16 protein-coding genes are annotated in these 17,382 nt (G+C 34.3%); 2 read left to right on the top strand and 14 right to left on the bottom strand.

The window, feature by feature from the left end; translation table 11 throughout:
* Positions 1-8 precede the first annotated feature (8 nt).
* From DET63_RS24280 to DET63_RS24260, 5 genes are all read right to left on the bottom strand, one after another.
* Positions 9-521: a GNAT family N-acetyltransferase gene (locus DET63_RS24280; protein WP_016103124.1), complete on the bottom strand. Its 513-nt coding sequence runs from the start codon at positions 519-521 to the stop codon at positions 9-11.
* A 94-nt stretch (positions 522-615) separates the two neighbouring features.
* On the bottom strand, positions 616-1,533 hold the full coding sequence (gene cysK / locus DET63_RS24275) for a cysteine synthase A (RefSeq protein ID WP_002012169.1): 918 nt from the start codon (positions 1,531-1,533) through the stop codon (positions 616-618).
* 10 nt (positions 1,534-1,543) lie between these two features.
* Positions 1,544-2,755: an MFS transporter gene (locus tag DET63_RS24270; RefSeq protein ID WP_002012170.1), complete on the bottom strand. Its 1,212-nt coding sequence runs from the start codon at positions 2,753-2,755 to the stop codon at positions 1,544-1,546.
* 290 nt (positions 2,756-3,045) lie between these two features.
* A complete protein-coding gene (gene hflX / locus DET63_RS24265; protein ID WP_061688951.1) occupies positions 3,046-4,305 on the bottom strand; it encodes a GTPase HflX in 1,260 nt (419 codons plus the stop codon).
* A gap of 480 nt (positions 4,306-4,785) precedes the next feature.
* Positions 4,786-5,337 carry a cobalamin biosynthesis protein CbiN gene (locus DET63_RS24260; protein WP_113938101.1) on the bottom strand — a complete coding sequence of 184 codons (552 nt, stop codon included), beginning with the start codon at positions 5,335-5,337 and terminating at the stop codon, positions 4,786-4,788.
* 182 nt (positions 5,338-5,519) lie between these two features.
* Between DET63_RS24260 and DET63_RS24255 the strand changes: the two genes are divergently transcribed.
* Complete coding sequence (locus DET63_RS24255; RefSeq protein ID WP_113938100.1) at positions 5,520-6,503, top strand: ketoacyl-ACP synthase III; 984 nt, start codon at positions 5,520-5,522, stop codon at positions 6,501-6,503.
* A 176-nt stretch (positions 6,504-6,679) separates the two neighbouring features.
* On the opposite strand, the gene DET63_RS24250 is transcribed toward DET63_RS24255, so the two are convergent.
* The 6 genes from DET63_RS24250 to DET63_RS24225 form a co-directional block, all read right to left on the bottom strand.
* On the bottom strand, positions 6,680-7,948 hold the full coding sequence (locus DET63_RS24250) for an MFS transporter (protein WP_113938099.1): 1,269 nt from the start codon (positions 7,946-7,948) through the stop codon (positions 6,680-6,682).
* A gap of 171 nt (positions 7,949-8,119) precedes the next feature.
* A complete protein-coding gene (locus DET63_RS24245; RefSeq protein ID WP_113938098.1) occupies positions 8,120-9,304 on the bottom strand; it encodes a hypothetical protein in 1,185 nt (394 codons plus the stop codon).
* A 257-nt stretch (positions 9,305-9,561) separates the two neighbouring features.
* A complete protein-coding gene (locus DET63_RS24240) occupies positions 9,562-11,310 on the bottom strand; it encodes an MFS transporter (RefSeq protein WP_113938097.1) in 1,749 nt (582 codons plus the stop codon).
* A 36-nt stretch (positions 11,311-11,346) separates the two neighbouring features.
* Positions 11,347-11,886, bottom strand: coding sequence for a PadR family transcriptional regulator (locus DET63_RS24235; protein ID WP_002086322.1), 540 nt, complete (start codon positions 11,884-11,886; stop codon positions 11,347-11,349).
* 179 nt (positions 11,887-12,065) lie between these two features.
* The gene (locus DET63_RS24230) at positions 12,066-12,878 is read right to left on the bottom strand and encodes a polyphosphate kinase 2 family protein (RefSeq protein ID WP_113938096.1); all 813 of its coding nucleotides are present in this window, start codon (positions 12,876-12,878) and stop codon (positions 12,066-12,068) included.
* A gap of 328 nt (positions 12,879-13,206) precedes the next feature.
* On the bottom strand, positions 13,207-13,515 hold the full coding sequence (locus tag DET63_RS24225) for an alpha/beta hydrolase (protein ID WP_113938095.1): 309 nt from the start codon (positions 13,513-13,515) through the stop codon (positions 13,207-13,209).
* A gap of 89 nt (positions 13,516-13,604) precedes the next feature.
* Between DET63_RS24225 and DET63_RS24220 the strand changes: the two genes are divergently transcribed.
* Positions 13,605-14,069 (top strand): hypothetical protein, encoded by a 465-nt coding sequence (locus DET63_RS24220; protein ID WP_002086342.1) that lies wholly within the window; start codon positions 13,605-13,607, stop codon positions 14,067-14,069.
* A 19-nt stretch (positions 14,070-14,088) separates the two neighbouring features.
* Here DET63_RS24220 and DET63_RS24215 read toward each other — a convergent pair whose 3' ends face one another.
* From DET63_RS24215 to DET63_RS24205, 3 genes are all read right to left on the bottom strand, one after another.
* Positions 14,089-14,367 (bottom strand): hypothetical protein, encoded by a 279-nt coding sequence (locus DET63_RS24215; RefSeq protein ID WP_002135550.1) that lies wholly within the window; start codon positions 14,365-14,367, stop codon positions 14,089-14,091.
* Positions 14,368-14,395: 28 nt separating this feature from the next.
* Positions 14,396-15,658 carry an MFS transporter gene (locus tag DET63_RS24210; RefSeq protein WP_113938094.1) on the bottom strand — a complete coding sequence of 421 codons (1,263 nt, stop codon included), beginning with the start codon at positions 15,656-15,658 and terminating at the stop codon, positions 14,396-14,398.
* Between the two features lie 196 nt (positions 15,659-15,854).
* Complete coding sequence (locus DET63_RS24205) at positions 15,855-17,234, bottom strand: S-layer homology domain-containing protein (protein ID WP_113938147.1); 1,380 nt, start codon at positions 17,232-17,234, stop codon at positions 15,855-15,857.
* Positions 17,235-17,382 lie beyond the last annotated feature (148 nt).

The raw sequence follows: 17,382 nt of genomic DNA, 5'->3' as shown, positions 1-17,382 counted from the left end.
CCACTAAATCATATTTCTACCCAATAACGTTGAACAATTTCGCCAGAATTAGAAGAAACTACTTCATTTTCTAGCACACCACCAACCTTTTGAATCGTTTTAGCCGAACCAATATTAGCTTTATCACAAGTTATTAGCACTTTCTTCAACCCTAACTTTTGCGCTTCACTTAATGCAAGTTTCAATTGTTTTGTCGCGTAACCTAGGCGACGTTTATTCGGATGGATACTATAACCGATATGACCGCTTTCCAGCAATAATTCTGGATTTAATCGATGTCTAATATTCACAAAACCGATAAGTTCTCCTTTTTCAAAACTTAAAAACTGACTAGATGGCACTCGATTTGCTTGTAAGTTTTCTCCTACTTCTTGTATACTCACTTTTTCAAACCATTCATCTAGTGAATCAAAATTTTGTAAAGAACTACTACCGTGTGGTTGTTCTCCTGCATGTAAAAATGCCTGCCTATACTCCATAATTTGTTCGCTATATTCGTATGTTGGTTTCAATAGCTTCATTGTCATTCTCCCCACTCACCCATTATCTATTTTTCTAAAAGAAACACCTTAATAGGGGATTTTCATCCTTACTATTAAGGTGTTTCCATCAATTTTATTCAAATAGCCCCATACTTAAATAGCGTTCCCCTGTATCAGGTGCAATACATAAAACCTTTTTACCAGCACCTAAACGCTTCGCTATCATTATTGCGGCGTAAACAGAAGCTCCTGAAGATGGCCCTACTAGTAATCCTTCTTGTCTTGCCAAGTTCCTCATTGTAGTTAATGCCTCTTCATCTGCAATTTGCATAATTTCGTTATACACTTCTGTATTTAAGTTTTTGGGAATAAACCCTGGGCTTGTTCCGACTAGTTTATGAGGGCCTGGAACACCGCCAGATAACACTGGTGATCCTTTCGGTTCTACTACGGCAATATATAAGTTTGGTAGTTTCTCTTTTAACGTTTCACCGGTCCCTGTAATTGTTCCACCTGTTCCCGCAGTTGCTACAAATGCATCAAGTTCTCCATCCATTTGTTCATAAATTTCAAGTGCAGTCGTATAACGATGAATATTCGGATTTGCTGGGTTTTCAAATTGCTGCGGAATAAAACTATTTGGAATTTCTTTTTGTAACTCTACCGCCTTCGCAATTGCTCCTGGCATTCTTTGTTCTGCTGGTGTTAAAACTACTTCTGCGCCGTATGCTTTCAATAAATTAATACGCTCTTTGGACATATTATCTGGCATAATTAAAATAGCTTTATATCCTTTAGCAGCTGCATTCATCGCTAAGCCAATTCCTGTATTTCCACTTGTCGGTTCAATAATTGTATCACCTGGCTTAATGAGACCGTGTTCCTCGGCAATATGAATTAAGTTATAAGCAGCACGATCTTTCACACTGCGTGACGGATTAAACATTTCCAGTTTTACATACACATCCGCTGCGTCCTCTGGAATAAATTTAGATAATCGGACAACAGGTGTATCTCCTATTAATTCTGTAACGTTTTCACATAATTTCATAGCGCATCCCCTATTCTATCGTTTTCTTATCATTTGGCAGTAACAATGAAGTAAGTCCAATTAATGGTAAACCACTACATAATAGCATAATAAATTGAAGACTATACATATCAGCTAATTTCCCAAGGACTACAGCACCTAATGCTCCAAGACCAAACGCAAGACCGACAATTAATCCTGACACCATTCCAACTTTCCCTGGAACAAGTTCTTGAGCATATACAACGATTACACTAAAACTACTAGAGCTAATAAATCCAATGCATAAAAATAACGGTACAACCCACATAAGAGAAACGTGAGGTAACAATAGTGCAAGCGGTGCTGAACCGAGCATCGAAAAGACAATAATCTTTTTCTTACCGAATCGATCCGCTAGCGGACCACCAAAGAAAGTACCTAATACACCAGCAATCATAAAAGCGAAGACGAAATACTGTGCATTTTTTATAGATAAACCGTAATGCTCTATTAAATAAAATTGATAGAAATTCCCGATACCAGCACCGTACCAAGAACGTACAAATGTTAGAAAAACAAGAAGTATAATAACAAATTTAATGTGCGTACTTACAATCGCATTTTCAGCCTCAAGTGCAGCCCTCTTTTTCCTTCTTACAGCACCAGTGGCTAATTCATTTTTATACCAATTTGATACGAAAATTAGTAATACAATTCCTACTGCTGCAAAGGCTGTAAAACCTAAAGAACCAATTTGACCGAGCGGAACGAAAATTAATGCTGTAAAAATAGGTGCTAGAGAATTCCCTGTATTTCCCCCCACTTGATAAATCGCTTGTGCTAAACCTCGTTTTGCACCGGCTGCCATATAAGCAACACGAGCGCCCTCCGGATGAAAGACCGCGGAACCTAATCCAATAAATAAAACAGAAATAATAACAACTATAAAGTTCGGTGCAAATGCGAGTCCAATCATCCCAAGCATACTCGAAAACATACCGAGCGGTAATAAAAATGGTGACGGCTTCTTATCTGAATACATCCCAAAAACCGGCTGCATAATCGATGACGTCATATTTAACGCAAACGCAATCCACCCTACTTGCATATAGGATAAATTCATCGTTTTTTCCAAAATAGGAAACAACGCTGGCACAACTGCTTGCATCGAATCATTCAAAAAATGTCCGAAACTAATCGCAAATAATATTCGATATATTGTCGGTGTTTCTACTGTATTTTTTTGTGAAACTGCCTGCATATGTGTATTTCTCCTTCCTGTACAAAATGTATATTTATTACAGTTATTGTAATAAATTTAGACTTTAATCAGAATAAATTCTGAGTTTTGAAACATTTCTATTCTATACTGGTTTCATTTCTTTTTCCAGAAATTCAACTTCTAAAAAAATATATTTTTTCTATGTGCTTTGTCGGATTTATTCATATGAACTCTTTGTATTTTCTTTTATACTAAGGCAGGACGAAAGGAAGGCTTGCAATTATGAAGAAAAAGACGATCCTAAAACATATTAGGATCGCCTTTTTTTATTAAATAGAAAAACGCTTATATTTCTCATAATCACTCGTCTTACATTCTAGTGCCATTTTCGTACCTTCGTTTTCATAACTCGTAGATAAAACGTGTGCATGATTGTTGAAATACGAAACTACCTGCCCTTGATCATACGGAATTAACATTTCACACGTCGTATACTCTTTATAAATGTGTGAGCGAACTACTTCTACAAGCTCTTTAATTCCAACATGTTTCTTCGCAGATAGATAAACGCGATCTTCTTGCACTTTCGGAATTTCAACATCTACCAAATCTGATTTGTTATATGCATAAATCGTCGGGATATTTTCCACGCCAATTTTCTTTAACGTTTCATTTGTAATATCAATTAATTGCTCATAATTGGGATTTGAGTAATCTACAACGTGAATAAGTAAATCTGCTTCCGCCACTTCCTCTAACGTTGAACGGAATGCTTTCACAAGATGATGCGGTAATTTACTTACAAATCCAACAGTATCCGTTAATAAAAATGATTTATTATCCGGCAAATCAATATTTCGTACAGATGTCTCTAACGTCGCAAATAACATATCTTTTTCAAATACTTGTTTTTCTACAGTACCATTAAAAATTTCAAGCATTGTATTCATTATCGTTGATTTACCTGCATTCGTATATCCTACTAATGATACAACTGGCATTTCATTTTTCTTACGTTGTTTACGCTGCGTTTGACGCTGTGCAACAAGTGCCTCTAATTCTTTATTTAGAGCTGCAATTTGTTCTTCAATTTTACGACGGTCTAATTCCAACTTCTTCTCACCGACGCCTTTATTTTTCGTGCCAACTCCCCCGCTTTGTCTTCCTAAAGATTCACGAAGACCGATTAAACGAGGCATCATGTACTGAAGATGGGCCACCTCTACTTGCAACTGCGCTTCTTTCGTTTTCGCACGCTGCGCAAAAATATCCAAAATTAAAATGGTACGATCAATTACTTTACAATCTAAATCCTCTTCTAAATTTCGAATTTGTGAAGGAGATAATTCGTCATTAAAGATGACCATATTTGCATCTGCTTCTTTCACATACGCTGCTACTTCTTCAATCTTCCCTTTTCCAATATAATGCGACGGATTTACTCGTTGTAAATTTTGCGTCACTTGACCGATTACTTCCACATCACAAGCTTCCGTAAGATTTGCTAACTCTTCCATCGAATATGCAAAATCAGCTTCCTTACCTAAATTTACTCCAACTAATATTGCTCTTTGTAATAATTCTTCCATATATTTATTCCTCCATTTCGATTACGCAAAATAAAAAACACAGGTCACTGCCTATGTTTTCGTAAACGGATAAGGGTTCACCAAAGAAATAGAAGAAAGCAGTGCTTTCGTCCTATACATGGTCAAAAAGTCCCAAGATAGTATACGTATCCAACAAGCGTTCACCTATACTATCCCATTCTATTTATAAAGGCAAAACAAAAAGAGGGCGTATTCGTCCCTCCCTCTTTTTCACATATAAGCTTAATAAAGAGTTCCTTTAAAATAGGCAGACCAATCCCGTTCACTCTGTACACAGACAGAGCCTTTGAGCGCTATTCAATTATCGGCACAAAGTATTGAGACGTAATCTGATTAAGATCAAAGGAAGCCCCTCCGTTCATTTTAAGTTACATAAAGTGTAGCATAAGTAATTCGCTTTCACAAGATTAAACCACCTATAGAAACCGAAAGAAAATCTTTATATTTTTACTTTAATCGTCATTTTTTGCGAGTTCTTCTCACAATAAAAATAACAACAGCTACAATGAATAATACACCTATAACAATAACCACAACTTGCCACAAACTTAAGCCGCTCACCATATCCCCTTTTAAATTCACTTTCTTCGTTGGAACAGACTCTTTTGCAATATGACTTAAAGCATTTTTCTCAATCTCTGCCTCATCTAATCTCTTCGTTCCACTGCAGATAGATGTCTCTAACTTTTCCTCTCCTCTATAAGAAGAAAAGACTAAGTACTCTCCTCCCTTTGCAAAACGAAATGCACAGCTACTTACACTTGTATATATAATAATTCGCGAAGAACTTGTCCCTTTCCAAATTTTCTTCACTTCAAATAATGTTTTAATTCCGCCTTCACCTTTCTCTTGAACTTCTAACACCTTACCTTCAAACACCACATCATTTTTTTGAAATGCATCTTCTGGTGATACATTAATACAGTCACAAGCATAAGATTTCTCTGGCAAAATAAAAAAAGTAAAGCTACAAATTAAAACAAGAGACAACGAATAAATGATTCTTTTCAAGAATCTCAGACCCCTTCAAAGTATCAATTTTAGAAGCTTTCCGTATATTATTTGGACATCACTCCTCAAATCCCTTTCCATTTATTAAAATATATTAATTTCATTGAACAGAAAATCTTTATTGACATTTTTATAACCTGATATTAGTATCAGGTTATAAAAATAAGTTAGGAGATGTTCCTATGAATTCTAAATCTCGTATTACCGCAATTGGTACTTATGTTCCAGATCAAGTATTGTCTAATAACGATTTAGAAAAGATGGTCCATACGAATGATGAATGGATTGTACAAAGAACAGGCATGAAAGAAAGAAGAATTGCTAACGAAGACGAATACTCCTCACACTTAGCCATTAAAGCAATCGAAAATTTGTGTACAACATATAAGAAAAACTTAGAGGATATTGACTGTATCATCGTCGCTACAACTACTGCTGACTATGTTTTCCCTAGTGTTGCTTGCCAAATACAACAATACTTCAACATACCTCATACACTAGCTTTTGATTTAAATGCGACTTGCGCTGGTTTCACATACGGACTGCATGTCGGTAATAGCTTAATCACTTCTGGATCACATCAAAAAGTACTCGTCATAGCGACAGAGACATTATCTAAAGTTACTGATTACACCGATAGAACGTCCTGTATTTTGTTCGGTGATGGCGCTGGAGCTATTTTATTAGAAAGAGATGAAAACAAACCAAGCTTTATCGCTGCTCACATGGGAACAAACGGTGACGGTGGCATTCATCTATACAGAACAAACTTATCTACTACTATGAATGGCACACCACTACAAACAAGTGAAAAAATTGTTCAAAATGGAAGAGAAGTATATAAATGGGCTGTACGAACAGTACCATACGGCATAAAAGAACTATTACATACTGCAAATTTGCAAATAGATGATATAGAATGGTTCATACCACATAGTGCTAACTTAAGAATGATTGAATCTATTTGCGAAAAATCAAAAATATCTATTCAAAAAACATTAACGAGTGTGGAAGATATGGGGAATACATCTTCCGTCTCTATTCCACTCGCTTTAGATTTAGCTAGAAAAAAAGGAAGATTAAATAACGGAGACACACTTTTGCTATACGGATTTGGTGGTGGACTTACGCATTTAGGGCTTATTGTGGAGTGGGGTTTAGACTAACACTTTTTTATACAGCTAACATTACGGTAAATGAAATTACATCAATGATTTCCTGAATATATCTATCACAGCTCAAAATATATGAACGATTCCAGTTAAACTATTAGTTAATCGCAAAAAAACAGCATTCAAAGATTGATTACCTCCCTTTGAATGCTACTTCTTTTATCTTAGGCTTATTCACCTGTCCGAGACCACATCACAACAGGAATTAGCAATAATGCTAACACTCCTCCCGCTAATGATAATGCCGCATAACTTGAATTAGCTACTACCATACCTGACATCGCTCCACCAGAAGCTCCAGCTAACGCAACAAATACATCTATTTTCCCTTGTGTTTTTGCACGTGTAGAAGGTATAGTTGCATCAACAATTTGAGCTGTACCACTTATTAAACCGAGGTTCCACCCTAACCCAAGTAAAGACAGAGCAACAATTAATAATAGTAAAGAATCACTCGGCGCTATCGCAGCTATGACACCCGCCGCTAGTAAAATTACTCCACCAGCTATACTCATCGTAGTTCGGCCGATTTTATCAATTAACATTCCTGTAACGAGAGACGGAAGATACATTGCACCTACATGAAAACCAATTACAAGCCCTATTGCACTTAAACCATGACCATGATGCCCCATATGAACTGGCGTCATCGTCATAATCGCAACCATCACTATTTGAGTAAGTATCATTACGATTGCTCCAACGGTAACACCACGCTTATTCTCTATTATTTCTTCTGTTACTGGTTGCCCTTTATATGTATGTTCTTGTTTATATGTTTCTATTATGTTAGCAATAATTAACGGGTCTGGACGAAGCATAACAAAAAGAAAAAGACCCGCAAGTATAAATGCCGCTGCTGATAATATGAAAGGACCAGCAAGGTTAGGAATTCCAATTGAATCAGCAAAATCCCCCATTACACCTACTAAATTCGGACCAGCCACCGCACCAAAAGTCGTCATAACCATCGTAATACTAATAGCAGTTGCTCGCTGCTTCTTATCTGCTAAATCGGTACCAGCATAACGAGCTTGTAGGTTCGTGGCTGTACCTGCACCGTATATGAGTAAAGAAACTAGTAATAGAATAATACTATTTGTTAACGCAGCCAATACAACTCCAATAGCTCCTAGTCCTCCTACTATAAACCCTGTTGCAAGTCCTATTCGGCGACCATATTTTTGCGATAACTTCCCAACAAAGAAAGCCGCTACCGCAGATCCCATTGTAAACATAGCAGCCGGTAATCCTGCATACGCATCCGTCCCAAGCATTTGCTGTGCAAGTAATGCACCTACTGTAATTCCAGCGGCTAACCCTGCTCCGCCGAACATTTGTGAAATACTTACGATTATTAACGTTCGTTTATATAATTTTTGTTGCTCTTCTTCGGTGTATATGTGATTACTTAATGAAGCGTCTGCTGTATCTATCATTTTTTCCACCTACTTTATATAATGAATTCTCATTGTTAATGTACTATAATTATTGTTTCATATTCAATAATTATGGTAGTTTTATTACTTCTCTTTGATTCGTCTCATTTAAATACAAATATGCCCTCATTCCTTATTTTAGAAATGAAGGTATTTCTAAAATAAATAGACTTAAAAAATCTCTGAAATTTTAAAACTATATTCTGAAGGTAATTTATCTCGTTTTCTCGAGATTTCTGCTCTGAAACTTTCTCTGCCTTTAATAATAATTTCTTCTTTTTTTATTAATATTTTCCCAAAGCTATAGGGTGCCCAATATGTATCAATAAAGTCAATATGAACAATTTCTATATTCCCTGATTTTAAATCTGTTACTTTAAGTCTATATTCCGCTTCATCTCTAAAATCTTTAGGAACTTTATAAATAACTTCAACCCTGTAGTTTTTATTCTCCTTTTCTGCATAAACTAAATCAATATCTTCTCCATTATTTTTTATATAATTAATTACTTTTTCTATTTTCTCTTTTTCTAAATGATCAAACTCTGCAATTAGTCTCATTCCATCACATACACTCTCAAAAAGCATTTGGGATTTTTCATATTTGTCGCTACATGTATACTTAGATATATTCAATGTAGCATATGTGTATTTATGCCATGTTTCTAATGATATTTCTTGTTTTGCATCTTCTATCGTTTCGCCAATATTAACGTATATTTCACTGTAATTTGGAAGTTTCACCTTGGCACGCCTCAGCAAATTACTAAATAACTCCGAATAGATATAATCAAAAGGTGCTAATATTCCATTTTCAAGTTGGTCATATATCCGAATACCAACTATATTTCTGTTCAATTCCGTTGGATTAGTTTTATACTTATAGATTAAACAATCGCTTCGTTTTGCATTATTATAAAATTTCTTTTTTTCTTCTTCTCGAGCATAATCCTTTAGCTCTTCCAAATTTTTCGGTGCTTTTTCAATTGCTTTATAATAATCATTTAAAAGCTCACTCTCTTTATAATCTAAAGGTTCTTTCAACCTAATATGCCGAACTTTTTTTATTGCTTCTTCTATTTTTAATAACGCTATTTGAAATTCCTCAAAATTTAATTTATTACTACTTTTAAAGTCCTCTATTAATTCAATCTCAGCTATTATTTTATAAAGAGATTTATTTTTTAATTTCCGTGTTACAGGTGAATTATTAATAAATCTGACCAGAATTGTATCGAAGGTTTGTCCATGATATTTATCAATTAAGTGTTCGTTTAAAAATGTATCAAGTACATTTAAGGTTTTATTTTTTCCCTCCTTACTTTTCAAATCTTTATATTCAATTAGAAATCTCATATTAACTCCTTTACACATTCTCTTTTTAACAATCTTAATATCAAATCATACTATTTTTCAATTGTCATCTCCCAGTTATTTAAGAAATTTAGAACATATTGATGAAATTGAAAATAACACTTCAATTTTAAATTACGTCGGAATTGATTTTGCTGGTTTTAATAATAAAAGACATTGTAGTAATAAGTTTAATGAACTAAACCCAGATCTTCCATAATAGTGTAAAGAAAAACAGGCTAATTATAGCCTGTTTTTCTTTACACTTCCCCTGCTATTCGTTTGTCTCTTCTGTTACTTAAAGCTTTCCCTTCCCAAAATAACAAACTTACTAAAGCACAAATTAAAATAACTGGAACACTCGCTCTATATAAATCAGTAAAACTCATAGCCATCTTATTTTTGGCATACCGACTTACATCTTTTGAAAATACAAGTACTTCTTTCTTTATACTCTCCTCTTGTTTTTCAACTTCTTTTGTTACTTGATTCGTAATTTCTTCTCTTTTTATATCTCTATATTCTACTGGAACACCACTTAATACTTCATCCACTTTTTGGTGAATTAGTTCGTCTTTTTTCTCTTTACTTAATCCCACCAATGTTTCATTTTGTTTCTTTTCTACATTTGTTTCTATACTTTGTTTCTCTATTTTTTCTTTTGTTACCTGTAATATCTCAGCTTGCTGAGCACTATTCACATGAATATTACGCACTTTTTCTTCTGCATAACGATATACATTCTCTTTATTTAAAGATAAGTTGTGAGTTAAATTAGATACAAATATTGCAACCGCTAATACAATCCCTACTTGCCGCAACATTGATACAACACTTTGAGAAGCAGTTAATAATTCTCCTTCAAACGAAGATGCACTTAAAACTGTAATTGGTCCCACTACTAAACCATATCCAACACCTAATATCATACACGGAATAATAATTTCTATATTTGTTGAATTGACGTCAATCATTTGCAACCAATAGTAGGATAGGCCCATAACAAGAAACCCTGACAAAATAATAGTTACTTTTCCAAATTTTTTAATTAAAGTTGCTGCAACTGGTGAGACAAAAAATATCATCGCTGAAATAGGTGTCACTAAAAAAGCAGCTTCAATTTCCGTTCGGTATTGTATTTTTGTCAAGAATGTTGGAAGTAATACAGTTACTCCAATTAAAAATAAATTACTTAATATAACAACGATAGACGCCCCTACAAACATTCGATCTTTAAATAATTTTAAATTCACCATCGGATTATGAATCTTTCGTTCCACTAGAACAAATAGAATAAGAGAAATAGTGCTAATTGCATAACAAGACCCAGCGATATTACTTTGCCATCCCCACGTATTGCCTTTCACTAATACGAGAGTAAAAGAAAAAATCGCTAAACTACTTAATATGAGTCCAATCCAATCAATTTTTGAAATAATACGTTCTTCATTTTTTACTTGTAACATAATACAGCATAAAATGATTCCAAGAATGCAAATCGGAACATTGACGAAGAACACCCATCTCCACCCTACATTTTGCGTAATAATTCCGCCTATTACCGGACCAAGTGCAGCTGACAATCCTTGCGTTACTCCTAAAATAGCAAGTGCAACATGCCTCTTTGCTAACGGCATAGCTGATACACCAATTACCATACTTGTCGGAAATAAAATTGCTGCTCCAACACTTTGTATAAAACGAGAAAAAATAAGGAAGTCACCTGTATTAGCAAAAGCACAAAGCACTGATCCACCACCAAAAATAATTAAACCGAGAATATACACCTTTGCTTTCCCAAAAATATCAGCTATCCGTCCTAGCGGGATTGCGAGTACTGCAATCGTCATTGTATAAACATTTAATACCCAAGACATCTTCTCTAATGAAGTATTTACACTCGATTGTATTGCTGGTAAAGCTATATTCATAATCGTTGTATCAATCATACAAAGAAAAATACCTAAGCACATTAAAAAGACAATCTTAATACCCTTTGACTGCTCCATGTTAATCTACCCCTTTATTTATTGTGAACGTGTTTTTCATTCTTCCGTTTTATTGTTTTCTTTTGCTTCTAATTGCTGTAACTTCCTCTTCAACATCTCTACTTGTGCACTATATGATGCAATACCTACATCGAGCGAAATTTCTTCAACGAAAGTAATACCTTCTCTCCATTTTTCATATTTCAAACGAAGATCCGCAATGTACGCTTCTTTCCTTTCAATTTCGTCTTCAATCCATTTTTTTATCGCCCTATCATCACTATAATTACCAAAATACATCCTCATTAAAAAATCTGAACGTAAAACGTCTTTCTCTACATCCGTTTGCATGTATTTATAAAACTCTTCACGCCCTTCATCTGTAATAAAGTACATTTTCTTATTCGGTTTACCTTCTTGCATGACAATTTCTTTTTTAATTTTCCCCTCCTTTTCCAATTGTCGTAACGTTGGATAAATCATTCCAAAGCTTCCATCAAAAAAGTAAGTAAATACATCCTCAAACACAATTTTAATGTCATAACCAGACAATTCTTTTTCCATTAATAAACCTAAAACAACATCTCTTCCCTTCAAAATAAGACCCCCACACAGTATATAATCAATAATCATATTAACAACGTTAATATGATTATTGATTATATACCTTATTCTGTAAATTGTAAAATGTTTCTAACTAAAAAAGCTGTCTTGTAATTTGGGTTTACCCAATTACAAGACAGCTTCCCTTCATATTTCCTATACAAACCTTTTTACTATTTGACTCCTGCATCTTGCACAGATTCAATTTTCTTTTTCTTTCCTTCTTTTATTTCATTATAATAAGAAGGTAATTCTATATTATGCTCTAAGAAATAATCCTCAATTAATGAAATAATTACTTTCAATGTTTTCAAACGGGCGTATAATTTATCATTACTCGCGATAATATGCCATTTTGCATTCGGCTTATTTGTATTTTCAAACATGTCTTCTATTGCTTCGACATACTCATCCCATTTTTCACGATTTCGCCAGTCTTCATCTGTAATTTTCCACCTTTTAAGAGGGTTGTTCTCTCTTTCTGTAAATCTCTTTAACTGCTCATCTTTACTAATATGATAGAAAAACTTTCCTATTATGTAATGATCATCTGTTAATAGTTTTTCGAAATCATTAATTTCATCATACGCTCTCGTCCACTCTTCGTTTGTAGCAAAGCCTTCAACACGTTCAACTAATACACGCCCATACCATGAACGGTCGAATATAGTAATTTGCCCGTACTGAGGCAGTTTCCGCCAAAAACGTTGCAAATAATGATACCGTTTTTCATGAGGAGCAGGTGCTCCAATTGGATTTACTTGGAATCCGCGTGGATCAAGATGTTCAGTCACTCGCTTAATTGCTCCGCCTTTACCTGCCGCATCCCAACCTTCCATAACCATCATAACGGCTATTTTCTCTTCTTTTAATATTTGTTGTAGTGCCAATAAACGCATTTGATATTTTTCAAGTTTCTTATTGTACTTAGATTTCGAATCAATTCTTTTCGTTAAATCTACTTTAGCAAGATGCTCTTTTTCCATCAAACGAATCCCCCTTGTTATATGACAATGTTATTTTAACATATTTATTGGTAATTTTTTCATATTAGTATCTCTTTTAACTAATACTCGTACCCCTCCACCTCTATCTATCTTTTATAAGTTGGACGCTACTTTATATTAATAAATTAATCCCCCTGATATGCTTTTTCGTATCCTTTAGCAAGCATTTATTATTAATCAAAAAAAACAAAATAAGGAAACTATGCCGAAAAATCTCTACACAGTTTCCTTGTTTTTTTTAATGTGCGTGTGACATACTTGGGAAGATTAATAACGAAAAGATAGGAGCTCTATCGATTCACTTATACTACAAACGAATTACAGGCGGAATATCTCCTTCTCGTAAAAAGTAAGCAAACACTGTAAATCCAATAATTAATATTGAAAATAATGTTATTATAATTCCACCTGGTAGTGTTAGAAAAATAGTATTCAAGCTACTCTTCATAGGGAAAGCAATCGAGTATATCCCTAGCAGAAGACTGATTATAGCAATAGCCACATAAACCACTACCGCATACCATGGATTGAGTTCCAATAAAACAACAGAAATAAATATATACAAAAATAACAGTTGTAGAAACATGCTGCTTCCCATACTTACTAATTCTTTCAATATACCCTCCCCTAAACTACATGGTATATTATCTTAAAAAGAGAAGATAATAACAAATAAATCCATTAAAGAATGGGAGCTCTCTAAAAATGAAACGAAAAATATTTTCTCTCTTTGCACTAATCTGCTTAGCACTACCAATACAAGCTAGTGCATACACATTTCAATCACTACCAATTGCGTCAAAGTCTAAACAGTGGTATATCGAAATTGACAAATCTCATAACTCAAACAAGCAAGCCGTGCAGCCAAAACAAGGTGTATATGACACGTATAGTTTACTCTTAAAAAATATTGGTAATGATGTTGCAAATGTATCGGTGGAAATACTTGATAACACACCTACATCTAAAGCTACCTTTAATCCTACTTCATCTAATAACAACGTTTCAAAAAGTCATACAAGCTTTGACTACATGGTATTCCCATTAGACTTTAATAGCCATAATTTTAAAGTTGTCATTACTTGGGAAGAAAAGAATTTCTCTTACAACGGTCATCCAGTACATGAGAGTAAAAAAATGAAGCAAACATTTGTGTTTAATGAAGAGTAAGTCCTAATTTGATTAGGGCTTACTCTTTATTTACAAAACCCGATTGAATTGCTTCTGTCACTTCTTTTGCAATATGTATTTTTGTAGCGTCTACACAGATTTTTTTGTCCCAAACATGTACGGAAGGCTCTTCATTAGACAAATGCTTAATTAAGATGAATCGATTATATGTCATTTTATTTTCTATAGGAGTAGCAATATACACCGTGAAATTCCTTGCTTCAAATACCTTTTCTCCCAAAACGTATTTACATCCCAACTCATGTACTACTAAATCATGTAGATTTTCTATAGTCATATACCATTTCCCCTTTTTGCCTACATAATCAATCGAACCGCCGAATACTTGGTACAGACAATGCCATTCCAATTGTTATGAGTACTAAAATAGCTAGCATTATAATTGTTATCTTTCCACCTATTACAGTAGCTAACCAGCCTACCACCACATACCCTAATGGTAATAAAGCAAATGAGCCTAACATATCAAGACTTGCCACTCTTCCAAAAGCTTCTTCTGGTACAAGCTCTTGTAAACTTGTTTCCCAAATAAGCCCAAATATCATGATACCGAATCCTTCAATTGCCATTAATCCAATTAAGGCGGGTGCCCAAGAAACGAAAGGCATAATTAATAACGCCATTCCACTAATTAAAACACCACCATACGCAAGTAATCCTCTCTTATGCCACCGCTGCCTCCCACCAAAAATTAGTGCTGCAATTACAGCTCCAGCACCAGAAGCAGCCATACCTAAGCCATACACGTAAGCTTCAAAATGATGATGAACATTAAACAACCATGGAATTAATACAACGATAATGCCTGCATAACAAATATTAACGAAAGAAAAGACTAGAATGGTAATCCACAACCACGGATGACTTTTTAAAACTAAAATACCTTCCATAAACTCTTGTTTGTAATCGATCTTACTCTTTTCAATGGGTTTTACTTTTTTAAACTTAATTTCTTTTAAAAATAATAAACATAAAAATGATAACAAATACGTTGCTGCATCTAGTCCGAATCCTATCCCTGCAGATGTAACCGATACTATTAACCCACCAAGTGCTGGGCCAATTAATCGTATTCCTTGATTACTCATTTGCGTTAATGCATTAGCTGCATTTCGAATTTCCGGTACAAATACTTTCGCTCTTACAGCTGAATACGCCGGCTGAAATATCCCTTCCATAAGTCCATATAACGCTACGAGTACATATAGAAGTGAAATTGTTAAAACGTCCATAAATATAAGCGTTGCAAGTAATAGCATTAATATGCAGCGGATTATATCTGTAAATAACATCAATTTCACCCGGTCAATTCGATCCACGACTAATCCAGCAAACGGTAACGCAAGAATATTAGGAAGCATGTACATTGCCATAGTCATTCCCATTACAACTGTTGAACCAGTTAATGAATACACAACGACTGGCAGAATAACCATCGTTATCGAACTACCTAAAGTCGAAAGTAATTGCCCAATCCATAAAAACTTAAAGTGCGGTGACACTTTAACTGGCAATAACAATTTACCGACATAACCTAAATTTTTCTCTGTTGGTATTTCTCCTTGCATATCTCTCTCCTCTTTTCAAATTAAGTCAATACCAAAAACAAACACAGAAAATTCAATCTTTAATAACTTTAATTATATATGAAACTGTTAAATTATTGGTAGAAATATAAAAAAGAACATCATAATGAATCTACACATATTACGTGTTGAATATAAATAAAAAAGGTGTTTTCATATATGAAAACACCTTTTTTATTTATAATTTTAAGTTCTTCTTCAATGTCCAATATTTTTCTGGAGCATTTTCAAGTGAGAATTCTACCCAGCCATTTGGATCTTCACGATATACGTTTACTTTTGTACCATTTTCTAATTTTCCAACTTCATTTTGTGTAACGTTTGGTACACTCTTAATTGGGTTGTTAAACGGGAATGGAACTTGATAGTAAGACCCTACCGACTGAACAGTAGTTTTTGCGTCTTTTGCATAATCTTTATATGGAATTGTTTCGCCTAATGCATCTACATTTAATGTATTAGGGTTTTTCGGTAATCGTTTGACATTTTGATAATCCTTGTTATTGAAAGGCTTAATACGTTCCATAATATTAGCAATTTTGCCAGCCCATTCTTTATCAGTTGAATACATTACATTCATCGCAGGTAATGTGTAACCTTTGAAATACTTAGCACCTTGTTCTAAGTAATTCTTTCTCACATAATCAGCATTATATGAAATACTTAATCCATAAGATGGTAAATATTTTGCATGTGCGAATGGATCCCAATCATACGCTCGTAGTCCAAATAAATTATGTTTACGATATGCAATTTCTGATTTCCCGTATCCAGACTCTAAGATTGCATGTGCTGCTAAATATAAAGAGTTCACGCCATACTCGTTTTGCGCTTTAATAAAGTCTTGTCCAACTCCAACAAGCGGACTATCGGGATGATATCTTTTAATATAATTATCAATCTCTTGAGCTGTTACATTAGAAGGTAATGTTACATCTAAATCGATATATGATGCCATGGCGTTATATAAAAATTGTGCATATTCTTCACGTGTTAAAACACCTGTTGGATTAAATGCACCTGCTCCATTACCTGCAGCAACACCGTTAGACTCTAATGCACTAATCGCTTCATTTGCCCAATGATCTTTCGGAACATCATTAAATGTATGATTAGCTTTTACTTTTAGTTTACAGGCTTTCTGTAAAATTACAGCCATTTCAGCACGAGTTAAAGATTCTTTCGGTCTAAATGTTCCTTTACCATCACCTACGAAAATCCCCATATCTGTTAAAGCTAAAATTTCTTTTTGGAACATTGTTGTCCCTTCGTTAATATCAGAGTATGGATTTTTATATTCGCTTTTCGCTTCTGGTTTTAATGCACGATATATTAATGCGGCTACTTGCTCACGATTTACAACATCCCCGAATCCAAACTTACCATTATCATATCCTGCAATAATTTCTTTTGATGTTAAATTAGTAATTGCTTTATACGACCAATGATCTTTCGGAACGTCTGGAAATTCTTTTTCAGCTGCAAATGAAGTTGCCGGAGCCATCACTACTTGAAGTGCGACTGTCACTGCTAACACATTAGAAATAACTTTTTTCATATTTTTTAACACGTTATGTATATGCTTGTCCCGTGTTAACTTGCCTCCCTTTATAATAAAATTTTCCCTATCAAACTAACAAACTCTTAATTAGTCAACAGTAAAAGTATACGTGATACAAATAAACTAATCTACCATTATTTTATTT

The organism is Bacillus sp. DB-2 (genome assembly GCF_003315125.1).
In the GTDB taxonomy this organism is placed as follows: domain Bacteria; phylum Bacillota; class Bacilli; order Bacillales; family Bacillaceae_G; genus Bacillus_A; species Bacillus_A mycoides.
Note: the sequence above shows the minus strand (reverse complement) of the source record. Positions and strands in the feature narration are given on the sequence as shown.